We start from the raw sequence: 23,205 nt of genomic DNA on the forward strand, positions 1-23,205 counted from the left end.
CTAAAGGGCTCTGGGAGGCGTGGTGGGCACAAGTACAAGAGAGTGGAATTAAGCCATTGAAAGAGTTCGCACGAAAACTGAGTCCTTATCTTCACGGTATTATCGCATCGGCAAGTTATCCGCTAAACACCTGCACCCTAGAAGGGATAAACAACAAGATATAGCTAATCAAGCGAATGGGGTATGGGTATCGAGATACAGACTACTTCTTGGAAAGCCGCGATGAACCACAAATAAGCGGCTCTTTTTTAGCCCAATTTTCTGCTCTTAAACCTTATCGACTGTATCCGCCCCATGAACCCACGGGACGATATTGTTAATACGTGAGCGCCGCAATCACACTGTTAGCGCTAAGGAACCTTTGAAACCGTCACCAAAGCTCACTCATAATAAGCTATTATTTACAGTAGATTTCGGTTAATTTTCCAAAGGCCATTATGAAAAACAAACTGAGTTTAGCAATTCAAGCATACTGCAACTGGATTGATTCAAACATTATTGAAATTGCTTATGTCGGTTCCATTCTAGTTGTGATTCTAACGCTCATCATCAATCTTATTTACGCTTCCATTTCCTAAATATTAGTTTCCTTTACTCATTACCGAGCTTTTCTAAAAGCCTCAGAGTTAAATCAATCACCTCATGGATTTGGAGTTTTACGCCTTCAAATAGCTGCGTGAGCGGATCTATTTTTGAGGTTGCAGCTTCAACAATGACTGATTTACCTCAACGATAAACTGATAACCTCTCATTCAATGAATCCTATCTTTTTAACCATTGCCTTGTTCGTTTGTAGGGGCCCGTCCTCTATACACGACTATTGGTTACGCTTGAATGAGGATACTATTGAATTAGAATGCCCCTCAAACATATATCGCCTTGGTGATTGAGAAACAAACAGAATGAAACAAACAAATCATATCGAACAATGCCAGCAAGAAATTTTGAGCTTTTCGGACCGATTACATCAATCTGGTTGTGCGCCTTACTCGGTAGCTCAATACACTCAAGCTTATGCAAAACGCCAGAACATTGATGTCTCTATTGATGTGACCCCGACAAAAGTCATCACTATTTTTGAGCAACCCACGCAAAAAGTCGTGATGGAAAACAAAAAACCACCCTCGGTTAACTTACGTGATTTAGTCGCAACGCTTAAAGGGTTTTCGACTCATTCCCATTACGAAGGTTCAGAAACCTACTCGAATCGTACCTTGTGCTTTGCCAATTTATTGCTTCCGCCATGTTATTTAATGTTAGTTGGCAGTACTTATCTGGCGGTCGGTTTATCCATTATTCTGGGCGCTATAGCCTGGCTAGCACAAATTTTCCTGACTGGGCCAAGAAGCATTCTTGTCGAGTTCTTTGTCGCCTTAGTAGCCAGTTTTTTAACCGGTATGATAGCGGCACAGGTTCCCGGCTTACCAACATTGGCACTGTGCATTTCTTCCATTGTCCTTTTTATTCCTGGGTTAACCGTCACCAACGGCTTAGCCAGTCTTGCTCTCAATGACTTTCGGTCAGGTATCGAACTGCTTGCACAAAGCGCACTCATAGTAATGAAAATATTCATCGGCATTGTTATGGGGTTAGGCTTAGCCAACATAATCAATCAACCATTATCGGTACCGGTATTTATTGATGAAATCCCATTCGTTCTTCATGTCACCGCACTGATCGGGATTTCTGTCGCTATTGGCCTTATTTTCAACGCAAGTATAACAGAAATTCTCTTAGGCCTTCCTGTCGCGGCAATTGGCATGTGGGGGCCACATTGGTTTACTTCCGATTGGGTTGTAGGTACATGGGTAAGCACAATACTCATTACGCTTTACGGGTTGGGGATGGGAAAATTGCGTCACGTTCCACCACTCATATACATTATTCAAGGGATCATCATTCTTGTCCCCGGTAGTCGAATCATTGTCGGAGCAAGTGAGTCCTTCTTTGCGACCTCCATTTTACCCATTCCGAATATTGGTCTGTCCACCTTGCTGATGTTTGGCGCGATTATGGCGGGACAAATCATGGTTTATTCTATATTTAGTCGTCATTTTGATTCCATCATTGAGGACTAACCATCGAGCTAACAATCGCTGATCAACACGCCCCAATAACCCACGATTGAGTCTTTATCTGCTTTTTGACGTTAACCGATTCTGAGAAGGTACTGATGAACAGAGTCTCGAAAATCGATAAGACTATTTTGTTTCAGATGGCGAGGGGAATGAGCAATATGGATTTGGAAAAACCGAATAGAATCGAAAGTAGCCAATAATTCAATAAGATAAGGATGCTTAGGATGAGTCAATGCAAAGTAGGCAGAGGTAAGCTAGGTATAGGCAAGCGCTAGGTTGATAGGCTTGCCATCTACTCCATTTCCGTTCTAACTACGCCACCAGTGCGTTCAGTTTTTTACGCATACTCTCTTTATCAAGGCCACCTTTAGGTCCAATGAAGACTAACCGTGACGAACGAGATTCATCATCTTCCCATGCATCTCCAACCGTCACATTGGCTCGCTGGCCCGTGCACTGAAATACACAGCGATGATCAGGACGATCGGTTAAATTTAAAATACCTTTCATGCGATAAGCATCAATTGAAAACTGTTGCAGTAGAGGATACAAACTTTGTAGATTAAGCGGTTGATCAGTTTCAAAGCTGAATGTTTCGAAATCATGGTTCACGTGATGACAGTGCTCATCATGACAATCATGGTGCTGGCATTCCCTTTGATCAGCCGCTATTTTGTTAGTGACAAAGCGCGTACTTTCAGGGGCATCAAATAAGATAGGTAAATCCACTTCGCCGAATGAAATATCAATCAATTTAGCAAACGGAGCTTGTACTCGGCACCATGCTTTGACTTGCTCTAGTTTATCAGCATCGACTAGGTCAACTTTATTAACCAGAACAATGTCAGCCACTTGAATTTGCTGCTTCGACAACGTCTCCATTGGGCCTTCTAGCCCTAAAATGTTTTCCGCATCGATCGTCGTCACGATTGCATTTAAAGGTGCGTGTGCTTGCAGTTCCGGATCTTCAAATTGAAGTGCCACTTCTTTGGGTTCTGCGATACCTGAAGTTTCAACAATAATATGGTCTGGGCGTTCCTCTAATGCGAGTAAACGCATTACCGAAACGACTAGTCCTTCTGCAAGGTTACAACAGATACAGCCATTCTCTAGGCTGATCATATTTTCACTTTCAGATTTAACTAACTCCGCATCAACATTGATTGATCCAAAATCATTGACGATCACAGCCATGCGCATTCCATTTGCATTGGTTAATATATGGTTTAGTAGGGTCGTTTTCCCTGCTCCTAAAAATCCGGCTAAAATTGTTACTGGAATAGGCTTCTTGCTCATAGCATGCTCTCTTTCGATTTTCGTTGTCTATATTTACTCGGTAAGCAATAAAAAAGGTTGAGCTAATGCCCAACCTTTTAAGTCAGGATAACTTAGCCAGTAACTTTGTTGCGAACCGCTTCACCTGGGTTTGAATCTAACAACATTTCACCAGCTTCAATGATAGGTGTCCCGTTTACAAGTACGTATTTCATACCTGTAGAAAGGGCATTTGGTTTATCAAATGTTGCAACGGCTTTTACTTCATCAAGTTTGAAAATAGCTAAATCAGCATCTTTACCTACTTGAATACGACCTTTATTTGCCATTTGTGGCACAGCATCCTCAAGAATACGACATGCGTTTAAGCTAGTTCTTTCCATCGCTTCTACTAGTGTTACCGCTTTGTATTCCTCGACATATTTTTCAATAAAACGAGAGAAACAAGCAAGTGAGCGAGGGTGAGCTATTGCGTTGCTTGGAAGTGGCCATACATCACCTTCAATTAATACGCCTTTATCATCCATCCAAGGCATTGCATCTGAAGCGATAGCTGCACCTGGAAACAATACTGAACGGTCCATTTTAGCGCGATCTTCTTTGTTCTCATCGGGTTTTAAGAAGTGCATGACAACCACGGTACCGGGCGCTGATGCTTGTAGTTCAGTGACTTTTTCTTGGTTTAGTGCTTTACCATTCGCTTCCATGTAGCTAGCGCTTGGTACACCCCAACGTTGTAACCAATCGTCACCACGGAAAACTTCTGCGCCAATAACGGAAGAGCCAGCACCATAAGGATAAGCTTCAGTAGTAACGGCTAAACCTTGATCAATGGCGGATTGAACTAAATCGGCACAATCTTCGATATCTTGTACTGACGTGCTGTTGAGGTGACAAATGTGCATGTGTGCACCCGTTGTCGCCGACAGGCTAATGAGTTCTTGGTATGCTTCAAAGCTTGATTGTGGCTCTGCGCTGTTTAGGTAACGAACGTGAGTGTAGGTTGGTACTTCATAGCGTTTTGCTAGTTTAGCAAGATCATAGTACTCTTTGTGGCCATAACCTGGTGCGTAACCCGCGTTAATACCAATGCCTAAGCCCCCCTCTTTAAGACCTTGCTCAACCGAGCCCAGAATTTGTTTTAATTCATCTGGGGTTGCTAGGGTATTTTGCCAATTGTTTTTAGAAAAAGCTTTCTGGAACCAAACAATCGTACCATCAGGAGCAGGCATCGTAGGTTCTTTTGCTTGAATACGAGCGTAAGTCCATGCTACAGAAGCGCCGTAATTAATCGGGCGACCTTCAGCAGCAGTAATATCGTAGTACGTTCCGATTGGGAATAGACCAGATTCCATCTCAAGAGCGGTGGTTACGCCATCGAATGCTTGAGCACGGGCAGCAGGAAGTTGTTGTCCGTGAGCGTGCATATCGATAAAGCCAGGTGCAACCACGAGACCTTCAGCATCGATGATTGTTTTGCCTTGCAGCTTTTTGTCTGAGATTGCAGCAATACGCTTACCTTTAATACCGACGTGACGAATTGCGTCGAGTCCAGTTTCAGGATCAACAACACGGCCATTTTCGATAACGATATCAAATGGCCCTTTCTCGTTAGGCATCAGTTTGATGTTTTGGCCAACCAGTTTTTCAGGGGCTGCATGTAAAACAGAGGCAAAAGGCAGTGCCGCAGCCCCAACCGCTAACTTAGTCAAAGTCGAACGTTTATCTGTATCGACACCATCAAGTAATACTTGCGTAGCGTCCAATTCATTTGGGTCGTAATTTTTCATATTGATACCTGTTATGTTTGTTGTAAAAAAATACTAGTTCATGATTGCTATGAAAACTATGCTGCATGTAGAAAAATCAATCGATTGACTAACACCCACCTTTCCATCATTAGAATCCACTGCCAACCGTTATATAAAACGCGCTGTCAACGTCACTAAAAGCGAGGTCTACCCCATGTGTAACCCATATCGGCAAGCTATCTGATAGCGAAATCCAGCACCATACGCATCGACACTTTCATCGTCTGACAGACTGCCCTCTACTGTCGCTTTACCCAGGCCATAAAACGCAGAAACGGTCCAACGATTATCAATCGCATTATCGTATTCCGCGACAACACCCAGCCCAGAGGTCACCGAGCTTTCGCCCATAAAATATTGAATAACGCCATTGATAGCGTTATTCACATCTTCATTACTGGTCTCAAACTCTACCGAGCTCTGGCCAATAATCTGTTTCACACCCAGCATCAATGGTGTGTTTGCCACTCGAAACTGGAGCTGCTGAAGCGCAGCGACTCCCGAGTTTTTTGTGCCGAATTGAATCGTTTTGTTGTACGACGCACCTATACTGAACTCTTTGAAAATATCGAGGTTCGCCTTTCCAGCGCCAACGCCACCCGTATATCGAATGGTATCTTTTAGCCACGACGGTATCACCGTTAATGTCGGTATCAGAACCTGCGCCATATTCAAAGTCCCCACCATGAATAAAGACATACACGGGTAATAACTCTGAACCATTGATCTCCGAAGGACGCCAAATATTAAGATTCAAGCAATCTTCAGATTGCTCTTGCTGGGTTATTTTAAGCTGTGGGCACACGGCGCTAAATTGTGTCGCATCTATAGCGCTATCAGCATTGTCTTCTAATTGACGGAGTGACTGTGCTGAAAACGTTGTTGATCGGCGTAAGTGATTCCTTTAAACGCTTCAATGGATACGCGTTGCTCGTCACCTGCTAAGGTATTGATCACAACAGACTCTCTATTTGCGAAAAGAGTCGCGTCCCCGATGGATACTGAAACCTGCTCTGTTGGTAATGTCTGAAGCGGTTCTGGCTTAATAGGACGTGAGCTGGTTTCATCACTACCCCACGCAGAAAGAGCAACAGTGATAGCGATAACCATGAGTGAGCGATGCGTTAAATTCATGGTTGTACCCATAAATGTGTTCGGCCATCTGACCTGATATTGGTATCATCAAACCTGAGAATCCCTATGCTCAGCCATGCTCATTTCTGGAGTATTTGAAGTATTTTTTCTTTATGGTGCGATATTAATTCACTCTTTAAATTTGAATAAATCGCTTATGCAGGACGTGACCCTACATATATTCACTACCGTGAGTGGATGTCGCTTTTTATTTATCACAAAGACTTCTTGTTGTACCTTATTTGGCTGACTATCTAGGGTTGATAAAATTTCAACGGGTTCTTGAAACAGCTCTATAGGGGGTTGCTGTGACTCTCCTTCTGAAGCTTCAAACTCATCAAAGAACCCAAATATGTTATTAGAGTCTGATGGCATAGCTAGCACCAAACGTAAGTTTCGAGGCCAAAGCCAATATTGTTGAGGTCTGTTTTGACTTGACCCGAAGAGGTCCAAGGTAGAAGTGCGTCGATATCAGGCTCTGCTTTCGCCAGCTCTTTCATGCACTTGACCATGTAGTCTTAGAGGATAAGACCGTTGGCTTTCGCGGTCTCGATGATGCTGTAAAGCATCGCGCTCGCCTCAGCACCGTTTGGTGTGTTGGAGAATAGCCAATTTTTCCTGCCAATAACCAGCGGTTTAATTGCGCGTTCAGCGCGATTATTATCGATAGATAAGTGACCATCGTCGATATAACGAATGAGTTTATGCCATTGCCCGAGCTAGTACTTTATTGCTTTGCCTAGTGGGCTAGAGCCTATCACCTTCTGGGTTGTCATCCATTGGTAAAGCTCATCCAGTATCGGCTTGGCATACGCTTAACGCTCTGCTTTGCGTTCTTCGGCAGGCGCACCTTTTAAGCTTGATTCTATCCCGTAGAGCTTTTGGGGTTTAGCCAGCACTTTATCAGCCTTGCCCGATTTACCTTCCCCTTGAAGCTTCTTCGCGTCCATGAACTTGCGTTAAGCACCCCACATTAGTGACGTGATGCAGACCATGATAAGCCGTGTAGCCATCGGTTTGTAGATAACCGTTGTAGTCACCTAAAAAGTCCACGGGGCACACCCTCGCGCGACTGTTTTGCTAGTCGTACAAGGCGATTTTTTCACATTCGGCAGTGCCGCTTCGGGCGAGTCAGCGCCTGAGCAGTAAAGCCACATATAACACTGCTTCTCTTCTTTGAGCACATTGAGCGGCGTTTCATCCGCCTGAACCACCACTTGTTGAAGTAGGTTCTCCTTCAAGGCCACATACAGCGGGGCGAACTTCTCACTGACTTGGATAACCCACCTTGCCATGGTGGCGCGTGATAGCTCGATACCCGACTGGGTAAACAGCGATCATCAATCAATGCATTGGGTGCTAACTCTTGTCCTCCACCCGCTAAGCGACCATTACAAAAAGCACCAACAAGGATCTCGCCGGTAAAGCTGCCTTTGTCTATGGGCAACGTGCCACTGTAGGGCTTAAAGCCAAGTGCTTTCACCACACCTGTTAGTGTATACGCACCGCCACCGAGAAAATCTTTAAGCTCGACTGGCGTTTCAGCTGTGACTTCAGCACCAAAACCCGCCGCAGCGACATTCATAAAATAGCGGTCATTCGCACGCGCGCTATCCACCGCAAACGCCTTGCCTTCCAGCGCTAGTTCAAAAGCACCCGAAATATCGTTAGGTATTCCCGTTGCGGTAGCAAAATCATTCGCAGTGCCCATTGGGATAAGCGCCAGTTGTGGTCTTTCACTGGCACGGAACTGGTTGAGCGCGTTAACGGCTTCATTCACCGTTCCATCGCCACCGACAACAATCAGACGCTTAACACCATCGCATATTGCCTCGCTTACCAAACGAAACATGTCCGACGATTCCCAAGTCACTCTAACTTGCAGGTCAATATCATTGTCCCTCGCCGCAAAGATGGCTTGCCTTAATTCCGGGATATTGGCTTTCTTTCCGTTTAAAATCACGCGAATGCTGTCCATGGCTATGTCCTTGTATAGGCTAACTTGATAACTCTTTTGCTGCCGCTTTGATCTTAGCTCGTAACCACTTATGGCTTGGTTCATTAGTACGGCTTGGATGCCAAATCATACACATATCGAGGTCTTCCAACTCGAAGGGCAATGGCAGTGTTTTTACCGCGTACTTTTCAGCAAAACAATGCACTGATGAAATAGGCATTACTCCGATGTACTCAGAGCCTTCGATAACAGGAAGCATCTCTACAACGCCCGCTGCGCGATACACGATTCTACGTTTCTCAAGGTCACTATAGTGCTCAGAGCTTAATAAGCTTTTGCGCGCATGCCACCTAGAGACCACCACATGCTCGAGTGCTAAGAACTGTTCCATATCGATGGTATCGCCAACCGTAGGATGATCACTACTACACACCACCACCAGCTCTTCTGTAGAAATCACCTCGTGCTTAAGCATGGTTCTTCCTTTAGGCGTCATATCAACAATCACGTCGTGTCTTTGCAGCCTTAAATCAGACTCATAGTCTTCGGTAAACAGAGGATGAACCTCTAACGCGATACCTGGTGCGACTTGGCTGATTAACCGCATGACTTTTGGCATCATTTCGTAGCTCGCCGCCGAGACGCAGGCAATGGAAAACACGCGGCCTGAGGTTTTAGGATCGAAGTCTCTTGATGCGGATAAGGTAGAAGTAAAGTTTTTAAGTGCAGCGGCCATTGCAGGATAGATATCAATAGCGAATGTGGTTGGCTCTACGCCTGATGTGGTGCGATGAAACAGTGGCTCATCATAGATATCTCTCAACCTTGCAAGTGCTTTACTCACTGCTGGTTGGCTTATATCCATGCGATTAGCAGCTCTAGATAAGTTCTGCTCTTCATAAATAGCGACAAATATAGGAATTAGATTTAGTTCGGTACTTTTCATACAGTTCCATATTAAAGAAGCAGGTTCCCCATAGTAGAGAACCTGCCGATTATGTTCGATGCGAATAACTAAAGTTTGCTACTTAGTTCTATCTTTTAAGTCTGGCAAGGCTTTAGGGATTTTCAAGCGAGCGGCAATTGAACGAGAATTGCTTGAGTTTGATGTGTCACTGGGCAAGTTACGTAACCCTTTCCATAAACGAGTGAATACGTTTTTATCTTCACATCCTTGTTGAAGGGCTTCGCTATCTTCTAGCCAACGCTTTTGTCCATTTGATTTACCATGTTGCGCTTTATCCAGTTGCACTTTATTCAGTTCTAACTGAGAGGTTTGGTTTCGCAATTGACGGTAGATAAAGGTTCTTAATGCAGCCCAATTACCTTGCTTAACTAAACGACGTAGTACCAGCCAACTCGGTGTTGGGCGGTTTGCGTAGTAACGCTTAACCGAAACAATCAACGCAATGCAGACTAACAACACCAAACCAACAGTAATAAACACCGACATGTAGGCCTTGATGAAAGATTGGACTGTGTGTTTGGCTTCAAACACTTCGCCTTTTATCACCACGTTTTCAAGGCGTTGATTTTTGCTGTCCCACCACTGAAATGAAAACTCTGGCAGCGTAAACTCACCACCCTGCTGAATCACATATACAGTCTGTTCAACTCGGCTTGAGCGATAATTACCCCGTTCTTGAGTGTCATCCAAACGGTTGGGCTGTGGGTAAGCTTGGAACTGCTTAGTGGACTTATTGGTTAGCACATCTGGCAGCAACACAGAAAAGCTGTCTTTTGCCTTAATCGTGATAGTTCGAGTAATAGCATCGCCAACTTTTAGCTCTTCACTTGAGCGTTGCCATTGCTGCTCTATATCTACTTCTGTCGCAGAAAACCAAGGCGTTTCATTATCGAGTAAACCTGAAGGCAACGAAGCTTCAAACTTAATCGGCTGCGTGTAAAGCGTACCGCCCACGTTTGAACCATCAGGAGCAGAAACTTGGACGCGAACCGGCACGGTTGGAATAACAAACTCACCGGAAGTCATCGGATAAAGCGTCACTTCCCAACGCTGACGTGACCATGTAGTACCACCGACTCTTTCTGTGTAGTTCGTCGCGAGTTGGTTACGCTGCTTAGCGATAACGTTAGGGATTTCGATACTGCCGATTCGAGTGCCGCCCGTTAACCAGCGCGGTGTCGCCACCTCAATGTTCAGAATGACCTGCTCATTTACGCTGACTTTGCCCGGCGTTATTTTGTCGCCTGACTTGGGTTTCTCGCCAATCCAAGCGATAAGCTCAACGTCACCACTTTTTTGGAGGTCGAAGATATCGGCAGCAGAAGCAACAAAAGGAAAAAACCAACTCAATATAAGAGTCATCGACAGTAACCACTTACGGGTTCTGAATCGCACTCTCTTTGATTGAATGACTTCAAGAGCTAAATCATATCGACTCATTGCGTTTGCTCCTGTTTTGGCGCCTGCTCCTGTTTTGGCGCCTGCTCCTGTTTTGGCGCCTGCTCCTGTTTTGGTGTCTGTTCGATAGAAGGCGCAGGATCTCTTAACTGAATTTGGAATTTGGATTTCAAGAAGAACTTAGGATCGGCTTCTACTCGCTTTAACCACTTGTCGGCAAGCTCTTGGCTGCCCAAAATCTCATTCGCGTTAAGTGTTTCCTTAAGCATCAATTCCGCTACCGTTTCTTCTTCAGCGCCATCACCCGTTCGCGGCTGATCGTCTTCGAGTTCTAAAGATTCTTCAGGGCCATCTGTGGTTCCAGACTGGCTTTCACTGGTTCGGTTTACCTCTTCGACAATTCCACTAAGCACAGCAAGATTGTTCTCCACATCCGTTCTTAGTTCTGGTGACAGATCCTCTTTCTCACTTAATGATTTCAAGAGGTCTCGTGCGGCAAGGTATTCACGCTGCCTAGCTAACGCACTCGCTGCATTGTACAAACCAAGGTCAGTTTTGGTTTGCAAAAACGCACTGTGAGCGAGCTTAAAATCACGAGCATAGTAATAAGCCGCGCCCTTTCGCATTGGGTTAGTAAAATGTTTTGCCGCTTCAAGGTATTCTTTCTGATTCAACAAACGTTGACCTTGTTGGTCGGGCGTTAGCCATAAGTCCCACCACCATTGAGTGGTCTTATCCAAAGCTGTAAACGACTCCACCACAACCGGTTTCTCAGCAGTTAAGTTGACTGTTTTCGCCAAAGTGCTTGGTGAATAAATACTGCCTGAAATAACTAGGCTAACAACACACCACTGCACCAACCACCCTTTTCTGAACCATAGCAACATAATGAAAGCCATTGGAATAAGCAGTCCATAGCCCATGTCTTTCCAAGGCATTGAAGATTCGCCGTTGAGCTGCATGTTTCTTTCAACCGCTCTGTTCAGTTGTTGGATATCCGAATCATCAACGGTCACTTCAATCACTCGTCCACCCGTCTTACTCGCTAAGTTACGCAGTGAATCTAGGTCGACAGGGTTATCGCTCACCACATTACTGTTTCCTGCGGCGAGAATGAGCAACTGATACGGATTGTCGTTAAAGAAACTCTCGTACGCCCTAATGGTGCTTGGGTTTACACCATCTGATACCAACAGTACAGAAGAGCCTAACTCACCAGACAGTTGCTGATTAATCAGTGGCAGTGCTTCCTCTGCTGACTTACCTGAAACAGGCATGATATCGGGTGTGATAGCCGCTAGAAACGGTTCAAACACCTTGTTGTCTTGCGTGACGGGCATCGCCACGTGTGCGCTGCCTGCATAAACCACTAAGCCCGTATTACCGCCTTTGCGAGCTGCCAATAAGTCTCTAATTTTCTGCTTAGATCGTTCCAAGCGACTTGGAGGCAAATCTTTAGCAAGCATAGATTCACTATTATCAAGCACAACCAACATCGACGCTTTGTCTTCACCAAAAGGCGAAGCCTCACGCTGCCATGTTGGGCCAGAACAGATAATGATGGCGATAGTCACAATCACCACCAATAGCTTCAACGGCAGTTGCTTGCGCCAGCCTGTTTCGCCAATCGTCAATGCATCACGTAAATGTGTAGGTAAAATGTCTTTCCACGTTGGTTTGGTCTCTTCTCTCCAACGAACCCATAACAGGAAGAACATCGGAATAAAGGCCAACAACCACAAAGGTCGGATAAAATGAAACTGGGTAAAGAACTGTTGTATCGTGAGAGAATCAGGCATCACTCTCTCCTTTCAAATTCTTAGCCGAAGAAGCGAGCAGCGATCTTCGGCGTATCGTTGCTAAGCTGAATGCGGTCAAATACATCACTACAACAATCGCCATCAAATAGTGGTGCAGCCCCTGTTTAGGGCGATAAGTGGTACTTTCATATAACTGAGGTTCAAGCTCACCAATCTGAGCATAGGCTTTGGTCAGTTCGTCGCGGTTAAGTGCTTCAAAGGCTTCGCCACCTGACTCTTGAGCGACACGCTTGATGGTTTCCATATCCAGAGCAACCTCTCCAACGGTTTGCGGATCGCCCATCGCAATAACGTGAATTCGAACGCCTTTAGCCTTGGCGACTTTTGCGGCATCGATAGGCTCAACAAAACTTCCTGTATCATTACCGTCTGTTAATACGATCACGACTTTCTCTTTTTCGTTGGTGTCGACGTTTGAATCTTGAACGGCAGCACTTTGCTTTTCACTTTGTTCAAACACCTTGATCGCCAAGCCAATTGCATCGCCCAAGTGCGTACTTTGCCCTGCCATCGCGACATCGGTTTGATTAAGCAGTTCAAGCCATACATCTTGGTCCGCGGTAAATGGCGTTTGTACAAACGCTGCATCACCAAACAAGATCAAACCGAGTCGGTCACCTTTTCTGGTTTTCGCAAAATCAACCAGCACCTCTTTGGTCGCATCTAAACGAGAGATTTTATCGCCTTGTTTAGAAGTGAAATCTTGCTCCGCCATTGAGCCAGACAAATCGACCACCACCATCACATCACGACCCAATTGTTCGCGAACCTGTGGCTCACCAAGAATGGTTGGTTTCGCTAACGCACACACGACCAATACCCAAGTAATAATGAGCGTGGTTCGTTGCCACCAGCTTGGAGTTAACTGGCTTGCACCTTCTGACGGTGCTTCCCCAATCGCTTCTACCAATTCTCGAAAAAATGGCACCTTAATCGCCATTTGCTTAGTTCGATAAGCTGGCACCGCAAAGTAGACCAACAACGGTAAAGGCAGCGCAATAAACCACAGCGGATGCGCAAATTCAAAACTGGCAGATAAAACATCAAACATTGTCTTGCCCCTCAACCGTTACCTGTACATTCGGCTTGTGAAGTTTTAGCCACATCATCGCGGTTTGAATTACCTCTAAACGCTGTTCAAAGCTCAAACGCACATTAGGGTCAATTAGGCTTTGCATCCATAATTCCGAAACTTCATCGGCAAAGAACGCATTGCTGTTTTCACTCGTGTTGGCGCTAACAGGCAGATAAGCGTTCAAACGGTTCACATAAGCTTGGCCAAACAACTTGGCATTACTGCTGTCTAGGTAACGAAGCACCACTTTGAGGACTTTAAAGGTTCGTTCGGTTGAGTTCTTGTCTCTTGCATCCAGTACCATGAGTTCTTGAAGCGCTTCTTTGCGATAACGGTTATTCCACCACCTTAACGCCAAGCGATAAGCCAGATAGATAGCGACCAATAACAGAATAACGCCAAGGATCTTCCAGCCGATCGTTTGAGGAGCCCAGCTCACACTGTCAGGAATGGCGACATCATGTAGGTCGCGAAGGATATAAGTACTTGGAGGCGTATGTTCAACAGCCATTTAGCGCCCTCCCACTAGTTTCTGCAGCTGTGATATGTGATTGCCCGACGTGTCTAATTCTATATAAGGGAGGTTTTTCATCGCCATCAATTTAGCAAGGGACAGTTTCTGAAGTGCCGCTTTTTGGGCAAGGCTTTTACTTGCGAGGTTAACCTTAGATTGGCTATCCAGATTAAGTTGAAAGCGACCATCACCCACCACCCAGTTTGCGCTTGCCAGATCTTTAGGCAATGATTGTTCTAATGGATCGGTGACCATAATGGCTAAGATGTCGTTGTGTTGTTGCAGTTGCTTTAGTCGGTCAAGATGTTGCTCTTGGCAATCTCGCCAATCACTAATAAAGATTAAGGTCGATTGCTTTAATCTCATTCGTTTTATCAGTTCAATCCACTGGCTAAATCCAACACCTTCGCTATCGCTCACACTGACACCTAAGCTTTGATTAGCCTTGGTAAGATGTTTTAACTGAGCCAATAAGTCCGATTGAGAACGCTGCGCTTTGGTATGAAAGAGCTTTTGGTGCGACGCCAAAACGAAACCAACTCGATCACCATCTTTCAGCACTCGCCATCCACACAATGCCGCCACTTCGGCAGCCACAACAGATTTCATGGTGTTTTGAGACGCAAAGAACATCGAACTGCGCTGATCGACACAGATCATCACATTACGGTCTTTCTCTTCGGTATAGCTACGAACATGAGGCTTACCCGTTCGCATCGTAACTTTCCAATCGAGATTACGGATATCATCACCCAATTGGTAATGACGTAATTCTTCGAAGTTCAAACCACGACCACGGAACAAAGAGTTATGTCTGCCCGAAAGTACGCTGCCCGCTTTTAAATGAGGTAACAGTGAAAACGACTCAGCTTGAGCCTGAATTCGCACTAACCTTGAATAATCACAATACAGTCGTGGATCAAGGCCTTGCGATTTGGGAGCTTGTGTTGGCTTCGCCATGACGCCCCCTAGTTATCCAATCTCAACATTATCGAGCAGTTCTTCAACCACTCTTTGATGGTCAACACCATCGGCCAATGCGTCGTAAGACAACGAGAATCGGTGACCTAATACGGTTGGTAACATGGCACGCACATCGTCCAACGTGACATGGTCACGTCCTTGCAACCATGCATAAGCGCGAGCACATTTATCCAACGCGATGGAAGCACGCGGACTTGAACCAATCTCAATCCATTTAGACAAGTTTGATTCTGGGTAACGCTCTGGCTTACGAGTTGCCATCACCAAGGCCACAATGTAGTTCTCAACTAAATCAGAAACGGCAATGTCTGGAAGTTGGCGCCGAGCTTCAAGTACCAACTCAGGTTCAATATGTTGTGGCGTGACTAATTCTGAACTGGTCTCGCTACCGAGTTCCTCACTGCGCACAAGTCGAATGATGTCGCGTTCAGCTTCATCTTCTGGATAGTCGACTGTCACTTTCATAATGAAACGGTCCATTTGTGCTTCAGGCAGTGGATACGTACCTTCTTGCTCAACTGGGTTTTGTGTGGCTAGCACCATGAACAAATCTGGCAGGATGTGAGTTTGACCACCCACCGTAATCGTCCCTTCCGCCATCGCTTCAAGCAGAGCAGCCTGTACTTTTGCAGGCGCACGGTTCACTTCATCGGCTAATACAATGCTGTTGAAAATAGGACCCGGTTGGAAATGCAACTGAGGCTTTCCATCAAGCTCTTGATACACCTCCGTGCCCGTCACATCAGATGGCAGCAGGTCTGGCGTAAATTGAATTCGACCAAAACTGGTGTTCAGTAGATTCGCCAGCGATTTTACTGAGCGAGTTTTCGCTGTACCGGGAAGTCCCTCTAAAAGCACATGGCCATTAGTCAATAACCCTATCACCAGAGCCCGAACGACGTGGCTCTGACCGATAACACTTTTCTCTGTTTGTTCAATCAGTTGGTTTATTGCTTGTTGCGCATGGTTCATAGGTCTTCCCTTAATTCAATCTGGCTGCGTACATCCTACTCACAAGCTCCATAACTATTAGTTATAAACGCGATAATTGGTTACAAGCGGAATAAGCAGCAAGCTCGATAGCCAAGCTCACCTCATCGCTTTATTTAAACCTAGCTTTCAATTGGTTAATGGCTTCCGGCGGTGCCACTTTGCTCAATGATGAAATACATTGCTCAAACGCCTTTGGTACGCCCGGTATATGACTGTTTCGCGCCAACACTTCACACTGGGCATACAGGTGCTGTGGGTTGCGGCTAAATTGGTAAGCCTTATGCAGTGATTGACTTGCCGCAAGCACATCCGATTTTTCCAAAGCCAATCCGTACACATACCAATATTGAGGGTCGGTTTGCGCAGTTTCAGCGGCTTGTTTAAGGTAGTCCGTTGCTTGTTCGTAATCTTTCACACGAAGCAGAGACAATCCTGTGCTGTATGGCAAAACACTCGATTTAGGCTGAGCTTCAATACCTTGCTTCAAGGTCGACAACGCTTTTGCCTCGTTACCTTGCGCTCGATACAAATCCGCTAAATTGGCGTAGCTGTTTTCGAAATAAGGCTCAATCTCGATAGCGCCTAGATAAAACTCAATCGCTTTGTCGTGCTGGCCTAAATCTCGGTAAACGTTGCCTAGGTTAGTACGTCCAAATCCTCTGTCGGCATTAAATTGCTGTATTTCAATGTACTCTTCTAATGCAGGCTTGATTTGGTCTTTCTGCAGAGGGTTCATTTCTCCCCAATAACGCACTAATGCGCCTGCGGTTTCTGAACGAATCGACAATACAGGGTCTTTCAGTAGCGGCTCTAGAATTTGCCAACGGTCAGTGAATGGGAAACCAGACGAGCCTTGTACCACACCCAAACGGATCATTTCATCATCATGTTTCACCGCTCTTGCCAGCGAAATAAGCGTATTCTTACCCGTATTACCGCCCAAACGTTCTAAGCTCGATGCACGAATGATATTGCTTAAGCTAGAGTCCTGAGCCGAGTATGCCAACGCATCCTCTGCACCTCTGTGCCCTATCGAGTCAGCATAAAAGGCAACGGCAAAGTGCTGCTGATTACGATACTTAGAATCTGGGAACCACTCACCGATTTGCTTATCTGCCCACTGGTCGGTTTGATCTGCATGACAGCTAGTGCACACGTTCGGCGTTTTAATGTGTTGGCTAATATCAGGACGTGGGATATGCCAACTGTGGTCACGCCTTGGGTCGACCTCCATGTAAGTCGTCTCTGGCATGTGACAAGTCGTGCATTGTGAAGCTTCAGTATTCGCTTCGTGGAATGTGTGCTTTTCAGGCGTGTATTCTGATGCAATATGACATTGGCTACACACGGCTTCTTCCGCAATTTTTAGTTCAGCGGTATGAGGATCGTGGCAGTTAGTACATGTGACGCCTTTTTCAGCCATCACGGATTGAAGGAAAGATCCGTAAACGTAATCTTCATCGTAGATTTGACCATCGTTGTGGTAAAGCTCTGGGGTAATCAAGCTCAAGCGATACTTATCAAAGAAAGACCCGTTAACGTGATCACCCGTTTCATTTAACTGAGTACGACGGCTGTGGCATTGAGCACAGGTTTGAACTTGATTGGTATGGATGATGTCTTTTGGTTGCAGGGTTGAATTACCCTCTTGATAGATCCACTCTTTGACCGACTTCGACAAGTCGCGGTCAAAACCATAATGCGCCGAGACTGGAGCATCCTTTCCACCGTTAGCTTTGGCTTTCTGTTTATTTGCTAACAAGGCCTGTTCAACGTGCTCGCTTGCAGGGCCATGACACGCTTCACAACCGACATTAATCTCAGACCAAGTAGTGTTGTAGGTATTACTCGCGCTGTCGTAGTTTTTCTCTAGGTTCGTTGAATGGCAATCAGCACACATGAAGTTCCAGTTTTGACCGCTATTGGTCCAGTAGAATTCATCGGTGTTGGTGGTATCAGGATAGAGGTGAAACCAGCGTTGACCGCCTTCGCCCTCAGTGCGAGAATCCCAAGCGAAAGGAATCAACTGTACACGGCCGTCTTCAAATTCAACCATGTATTGCTGTAGTGGTTCAAAGGCAAAGGTATAGCTGATTTTGTAATCTTTAAAGTGGCCGTCTTGCCCTTCAATATTGACCCAGAACTCTTCGCCCTTGCGGAAAAATCGGTTGGGTTTACCGTCATGAGTGAATGTTTGATCGTTGAAATCGCCTAATACAGATTCGTCTGTAGCGTGCTTCATCGCCATATCATGATGAGAGCCCTCCCACGCTGCGACTTCTTCACTATGACAATCAACACATGCTTCCGAACCGACATAGCTGGCTTTAGAACCGATAGGTAAAGCGTCAGAGCTAACGGGTGACGCTACAGAGTTGGCCTTTGAAATATCAGAGTTGATATTAGGATCTTGCTCGTTGGCATAGGCGTTCAGACTGAACAGCGACAACATCAGTGAAGACAAGATTGCGGATAATACTGCGACTCGCTGGTGCTTCAATCCGTTTACCAGTGAGCACAACCATGCAGACATAACATTCCTTGTTTTTATACATCCTTATGCTTAATAAGGTAGACGTAAAAACAACGAATTTACAATTATTTAGTGGCAATGAGCTCGATTGTTGTGATTCGTATTCACGACCGGGATTTACTCATCGATATGCGCATAAAAAAAGAGCTCCTAAGAGCTCTTCAATCTGTTCAGTTTCACTCAAACAATCACTTACTTGTTATGAGATTCCTGCAGTTTTTCCATTACCTGATCCAAGCTAAAGCTCGCAGCTTTTTGACGTGGCGGATATTCAGCAAAGGTTTCTAGGAACTTGCCCACATACGCTTGTGCTGGAACGAACATATAAGCATGGTCTAACAACCAGTCGTAATATGTGTTCGATGTAATGTCTGCGTTTTCGTATGGGTCCATACGCAGGTTAAACAGCTTAGGAAGACGTAACGTCACGAACGGTTCAGCCCAAATTTGCATGGTACCCGTTGCACGCTGCTCCATGAACACCGCTTTCCATTGGTTGTAACGAAGCGCCGCTAAATCACCATCATCGGTAAAGTAGAAGATCTCCGAACGACGGCCTTTCTCTTCTTCACCCGTTAGGTAAGGAAGGAAGTTGTAACCATCTAAGTGAACCTTAAACGTTTTATCACCGGCAGTATGACCTTTGAGTAGTTTCTCTTTGATTTGGTCATCACCAGCGGCGGCAACGAAGGTTGGCATCCAGTCCATATGGTGCATGATTTCGTTAGATACGGTTCCTGGTTCAATCTTACCAGGCCAACGAACCATTGCTGGTACACGGTATGCGCCTTCCCAGTTGGTGTTTTTCTCACCACGGAACGGGGTTGTACCCGCATCAGGCCAAGAGTTCATGTGAGGGCCGTTATCCGTTGAGTAGAAAACAATCGTGTTGTCTTTGATACCCAACTCATCCACTTGCTTCAATAGTTGCCCAACGTGTCGATCGTGCTCAACCATACCATCAGCGTAGTTACCGACACCGGTTACGCCTTTACTGTCGGCTTTCACGTGCGTTCTAAAGTGCATACGTGTCGCGTTCCACCACACGAAGAATGGTTTGTCCGCTTTCACTGCGCGATCCATAAAATCAAGTGCCGCGTCTAGTGTTTCTTCATCAACCGTTTCCATACGCTTACGCGTCAATGGACCGGTATCTTCAATCTTGCCATCAGCGAATGACTTAATGACACCACGAGGGCCAAATTTCTTACGAAACTCAGGATCGGTTGGGTAATCTTCATTCTCTGGTTCTTCTTCAGCATTTAGGTGGTAAAGGTTGCCAAAAAATTCGTCAAACCCGTGTGCTGTTGGAAGGAATTCATCTTTATCGCCAAGGTGGTTTTTACCAAATTGACCTGTCATGTAACCCATAGGTTTCAGCATTTCTGCGATTGTCGCGTCTTCTGCTTGTAAGCCAATGTCTGCGCCCGGCAAACCTACTTTACTCAAACCCGTTCGTAATACACTTTGTCCCGTGATAAAGGTAGAGCGACCCGCAGTACAAGATTGCTCTGCGTAATAGTCCGTAAACATCATCCCTTCTTTCGCGATGCTATCAATATTCGGGGTTTTGTAACCCATGAGACCGAAGGTGTATGCACTCACATTGGATTGACCAATATCGTCCCCCCAAATAACCAATATATTTGGCTTTTCAGCCGCAAAAGTGGCGCTGGACGCGGCCATCATCGCTGTACCCAAAATCGCTAATCGACGTTTAGCGCCATATTTCGCTGTCATAGAAACCTCTTCGTAAGTTATTTGCATCCTGCCCTACAACGTATAGTCCATTTTTTACACATGCGCGAGATACCCTAAGCTATTAATCTTTTTGTCATTTTTATTGAGATACGGATACAGAAATGATCGATAAGGTTTACGCCAACAAACATGATAAGGATCACACATACAAACTAAGGCTTTATTCTACGTACCCACTGGAGCTGATATTAATCAATAGGTTACCTAAGCATCATAACGATTGGTTATAAGCACTATAAAAGGACGTAACGGAATTTTGAGAATAACATTTGCTCATCGATGCGTTGTTCTAACGCATTAATCTTAAAAGTGAATCGGAGTCCTTATGGGTACTAAAATTAATAAACTAGCATTAGGTGTTGGCTTATTAGCAGCTTCTTCAGCGGCAACAGCAGCAGAAAAACCAAACATTCTTGCTATCTGGGGTGATGACATTGGTGTATTCAACATCAGTGCATACAACAACGGTATGATGGGTTACGAAACACCTAACATCGACCGTATTGCTAACGAAGGCGCACTATTTACTGACCACTACGGTCAACAATCGTGTACTGCTGGTCGTGCTGCATTCCTAACAGGTCAAGAACCTTTCCGTACTGGTCTATTGACTATCGGCATGCCAGGTTCGGACCACGGTATCCCTGATTGGGCTCCAACGATCGCAGACCTTCTTAAAGAACAAGGCTACATGACAGCTCAGTTCGGTAAGAACCACATGGGTGACCAAGACAAACACCTTCCAACGAACCACGGTTTTGACCAGTTCTTCGGTAACCTGTACCACCTAAACGCCGAAGAAGAGCCAGAAACATATTACTACCCTAAAGACCCAGAGTTCCGTAAGAACTACGGCCCTCGTGGTGTAATCAAGTCTACTGCTGACGGTAAGATTGAAGATACTGGCCCAATGACGCGTAAGCGTATGGAGCATGCGGATGAAGAGTTCCTAGAAGAATCTCTAGCATTCATGGAAAAAGCGGTAAAAGCTGACAAACCATTCTTCATCTGGCACAACACCACTCGTATGCACGTGTGGACTCGCCTACAAGAGAAATACCAAGGTAAGTCAGGTATCAGTATTTATGCTGATGGTATGTTAGAGCATGATGACCATGTTGGTGTGCTTCTAGACAAGCTGGATGAACTAAAAATCGCTGACAACACTATCGTAATTTACTCTACCGATAACGGTGCTGAAACGGTTTCTTGGCCTGATGGCGGCGCAACTTACTTCCACGGTGAGAAAGGTACAACTTACGAAGGTGGTATGCGTGTGCCTCAGCTAGTTCGCTGGCCTGGGACTATCAAACCTGGAACTAAAATCAACGATATCATGGGCCACCAAGACTGGATTCCTACTCTACTAGCAGCCGCTGGTGATGATAAAGTGGTTGAGAAGCTAGCATCTGACAAAGGTGCAACTTACAACGGTAAAAACTGGCGCGTACACCTAGATGGTTACAACTTCCTGCCTTACTTCCAAGGTAAAGAAGAGAAAGGCCCTCGTGACAGCATGCTTTACTTCTCTGCTAACGCTGAGCTAAACGCAGTACGTTGGAATGACTTCAAGATTTCGTTTGCTGTGATGGATGGTAACATTGTGGATGCAGTTCGTTTCCAACCAAACTGGCCTCAAGTTGTTCACCTACGTGCTGACCCATTCGAGAAAGCACCGCACGAGTCTGGTATGTACCTACGCTGGATGGCAGACAACATGTGGTTATTCGTTCCAGTAGGAAATCAGGTTCAAGAGTTTATGACGACGCTACCAGATTACCCTATGCAGAATAGCCAAGTACTGAACCCAGGTAACTTCAACCAGAATGCATACATGCTTCAAGGTAAACTTAAGCAACTAGAAGCGGCAGCAGCGCAAGCTAAATAAGCTACTCTAGATTAAAAATGTAATAACGAAGCCGTGGTGACTGAATGCAGTGACCGCGGCTTTTTAGTATCCAATACAAATAACATAAGACGCGAACCGCCAACTAGTACAATTCACACCCAACCTACCCTCTCATTTTTCAAAAATAAAAACTCACACTAGTCAATGTGAACCTTAATATATGACCGTTGCGTTAAGATTTCGCAAATTTTTTCAAATCCTTATGACATGACTTGAATTGGAGTTCTTACCATGCGATTGTAGTTCAACTGCCCATAAACAACTGTATGATTATGAAAACATTAAAATCCATTGCGCTGCTTTCGACAATTATCGCAGCACCACAAGTGTTAGCTGACGTAACAATTGAAGTTCCTTCTAGCGCAGATGCTTTAGTCGAAGTCTTAGCTGTAAATGAAGCTAAACCCGATCTTGACGGTGGTTTCTTCTCTTCGAGCAAAACGATCACCGTTCCAGATGGCGTAAACCAAATCGTTTTCAAATATCAACTGGCTTTCAGCCAAGGTAACGACCGAGAGTTTGTCGATAGCGATACCATTATTGCTACTTTTGATGCGACAGACACAGCATTGACGTTTGACATGCCTAAGTTCCGTAACACCAACGAAGCGAAAAAAGGCCTTCAAAACTTAGATTGGAAACTGGTTGATAAAAACCAAAATGCAATCAGTGTTAAGCAAGACAAACTTATCAAAGATGGCATGCAGATTGGTCGTAAGTACCCACAAGAAGCGAAGGAGTACAACCAGAAAGGCGGCATCGCTGCACTTACAGTAGGTGCTAGCGCGGGCGTAGCAGCTGCTGTCGCACAACCGGTAACGCTTCCAGCAAAGATTGACGGAAATGCAGCAAATACAGCTGAAGAGATGCTCTATTTCTGGTACGAAAAAGCGGATGCTGAAACCAAGCAGAAATTCAAAGACTACGTGAACAAGTAGCTCAATGAGCTTAATTTAAAAATGAAAGAAGCTGGCAAACTGCCAGCTTCTTTTTTGT

18 protein-coding genes and 2 pseudogenes are annotated in these 23,205 nt (G+C 45.3%); 4 read left to right on the forward strand and 16 right to left on the reverse strand.

The annotated features are described in order from the left end of the window. Both AB4323_RS22800 and AB4323_RS22805 read left to right on the forward strand, forming a co-directional pair. Positions 1–161 (forward strand): annotated as a pseudogene (locus tag AB4323_RS22800) (transposase); the annotation flags it as partial. Between the two features lie 741 nt (positions 162–902). Then, a complete protein-coding gene (locus AB4323_RS22805) occupies positions 903–2,078 on the forward strand; it encodes a threonine/serine exporter family protein (RefSeq protein WP_372135858.1) in 1,176 nt (391 codons plus the stop codon). Positions 2,079–2,390: 312 nt separating this feature from the next. Here AB4323_RS22805 and AB4323_RS22810 read toward each other — a convergent pair whose 3' ends face one another. From AB4323_RS22810 to AB4323_RS22885, 16 genes and pseudogenes are all read right to left on the reverse strand, one after another. After that, complete coding sequence (locus tag AB4323_RS22810; RefSeq protein WP_032548688.1) at positions 2,391–3,374, reverse strand: GTP-binding protein; 984 nt, start codon at positions 3,372–3,374, stop codon at positions 2,391–2,393. 92 nt (positions 3,375–3,466) lie between these two features. Then, positions 3,467–5,143: an amidohydrolase family protein gene (locus AB4323_RS22815; RefSeq protein ID WP_017062008.1), complete on the reverse strand. Its 1,677-nt coding sequence runs from the start codon at positions 5,141–5,143 to the stop codon at positions 3,467–3,469. A 168-nt stretch (positions 5,144–5,311) separates the two neighbouring features. Further along, positions 5,312–5,605, reverse strand: coding sequence for a hypothetical protein (locus AB4323_RS22820; RefSeq protein WP_372111583.1), 294 nt, complete (start codon positions 5,603–5,605; stop codon positions 5,312–5,314). Next, positions 5,568–5,969, reverse strand: coding sequence for a carboxylesterase family protein (locus AB4323_RS22825; protein WP_372111586.1), 402 nt, complete (start codon positions 5,967–5,969; stop codon positions 5,568–5,570). Before AB4323_RS22825 ends, AB4323_RS22820 begins: the two co-directional genes overlap by 38 nt. A 44-nt stretch (positions 5,970–6,013) precedes the next feature. Next, positions 6,014–6,298 (reverse strand): hypothetical protein, encoded by a 285-nt coding sequence (locus tag AB4323_RS22830; protein ID WP_017062010.1) that lies wholly within the window; start codon positions 6,296–6,298, stop codon positions 6,014–6,016. A gap of 377 nt (positions 6,299–6,675) precedes the next feature. Then, a pseudogene (tnpC, locus tag AB4323_RS22835) lies at positions 6,676–7,635 on the reverse strand (IS66 family transposase); the annotation flags it as partial. Beyond that, positions 7,536–8,276 carry a lipid kinase YegS gene (yegS, locus tag AB4323_RS22840; RefSeq protein WP_108111935.1) on the reverse strand — a complete coding sequence of 247 codons (741 nt, stop codon included), beginning with the start codon at positions 8,274–8,276 and terminating at the stop codon, positions 7,536–7,538. The pseudogene tnpC and the gene yegS, both read right to left, overlap by 100 nt. 19 nt (positions 8,277–8,295) lie before the next feature. Next, positions 8,296–9,201, reverse strand: coding sequence for a LysR family transcriptional regulator (locus AB4323_RS22845; RefSeq protein ID WP_017059228.1), 906 nt, complete (start codon positions 9,199–9,201; stop codon positions 8,296–8,298). Between the two features lie 78 nt (positions 9,202–9,279). After that, complete coding sequence (locus AB4323_RS22850) at positions 9,280–10,662, reverse strand: BatD family protein (RefSeq protein ID WP_372153423.1); 1,383 nt, start codon at positions 10,660–10,662, stop codon at positions 9,280–9,282. After that, positions 10,659–12,419 carry a VWA domain-containing protein gene (locus AB4323_RS22855; protein ID WP_372153425.1) on the reverse strand — a complete coding sequence of 587 codons (1,761 nt, stop codon included), beginning with the start codon at positions 12,417–12,419 and terminating at the stop codon, positions 10,659–10,661. Before AB4323_RS22855 ends, AB4323_RS22850 begins: the two co-directional genes overlap by 4 nt. Continuing rightward, positions 12,412–13,491, reverse strand: a complete 1,080-nt coding sequence (locus AB4323_RS22860; protein ID WP_017060004.1) for a VWA domain-containing protein — start codon at positions 13,489–13,491, stop codon at positions 12,412–12,414. Before AB4323_RS22860 ends, AB4323_RS22855 begins: the two co-directional genes overlap by 8 nt. Further along, entirely contained in the window at positions 13,484–14,026 is a 543-nt protein-coding gene (locus AB4323_RS22865; protein WP_017066901.1) for a DUF4381 domain-containing protein, read from the reverse strand. The genes AB4323_RS22860 and AB4323_RS22865 overlap by 8 nt, the downstream gene beginning before the upstream one ends. After that, on the reverse strand, positions 14,027–14,989 hold the full coding sequence (locus AB4323_RS22870; RefSeq protein ID WP_372058245.1) for a DUF58 domain-containing protein: 963 nt from the start codon (positions 14,987–14,989) through the stop codon (positions 14,027–14,029). A 12-nt stretch (positions 14,990–15,001) separates the two neighbouring features. Beyond that, the gene (locus tag AB4323_RS22875; RefSeq protein WP_017060007.1) at positions 15,002–15,985 is read right to left on the reverse strand and encodes a MoxR family ATPase; all 984 of its coding nucleotides are present in this window, start codon (positions 15,983–15,985) and stop codon (positions 15,002–15,004) included. 130 nt (positions 15,986–16,115) lie between these two features. Beyond that, the gene (locus AB4323_RS22880) at positions 16,116–18,539 is read right to left on the reverse strand and encodes a tetratricopeptide repeat protein (protein WP_372153427.1); all 2,424 of its coding nucleotides are present in this window, start codon (positions 18,537–18,539) and stop codon (positions 16,116–16,118) included. Between the two features lie 192 nt (positions 18,540–18,731). Continuing rightward, positions 18,732–20,279: an arylsulfatase gene (locus AB4323_RS22885; protein ID WP_017060009.1), complete on the reverse strand. Its 1,548-nt coding sequence runs from the start codon at positions 20,277–20,279 to the stop codon at positions 18,732–18,734. 346 nt (positions 20,280–20,625) lie between these two features. Between AB4323_RS22885 and AB4323_RS22890 the strand changes: the two genes are divergently transcribed. Continuing rightward, a complete protein-coding gene (locus AB4323_RS22890) occupies positions 20,626–22,188 on the forward strand; it encodes an arylsulfatase (RefSeq protein ID WP_017064704.1) in 1,563 nt (520 codons plus the stop codon). 293 nt (positions 22,189–22,481) lie between these two features. Continuing rightward, a complete protein-coding gene (locus AB4323_RS22895) occupies positions 22,482–23,147 on the forward strand; it encodes a DUF2057 family protein (protein WP_136974453.1) in 666 nt (221 codons plus the stop codon). The last annotated feature ends 58 nt before the right edge of the window (positions 23,148–23,205 follow it).

Origin of the sequence: Vibrio sp. 10N.261.52.C11 (genome assembly GCF_041471405.1) — a bacterium.
GTDB classification, from domain to species: domain Bacteria; phylum Pseudomonadota; class Gammaproteobacteria; order Enterobacterales; family Vibrionaceae; genus Vibrio; species Vibrio crassostreae_C.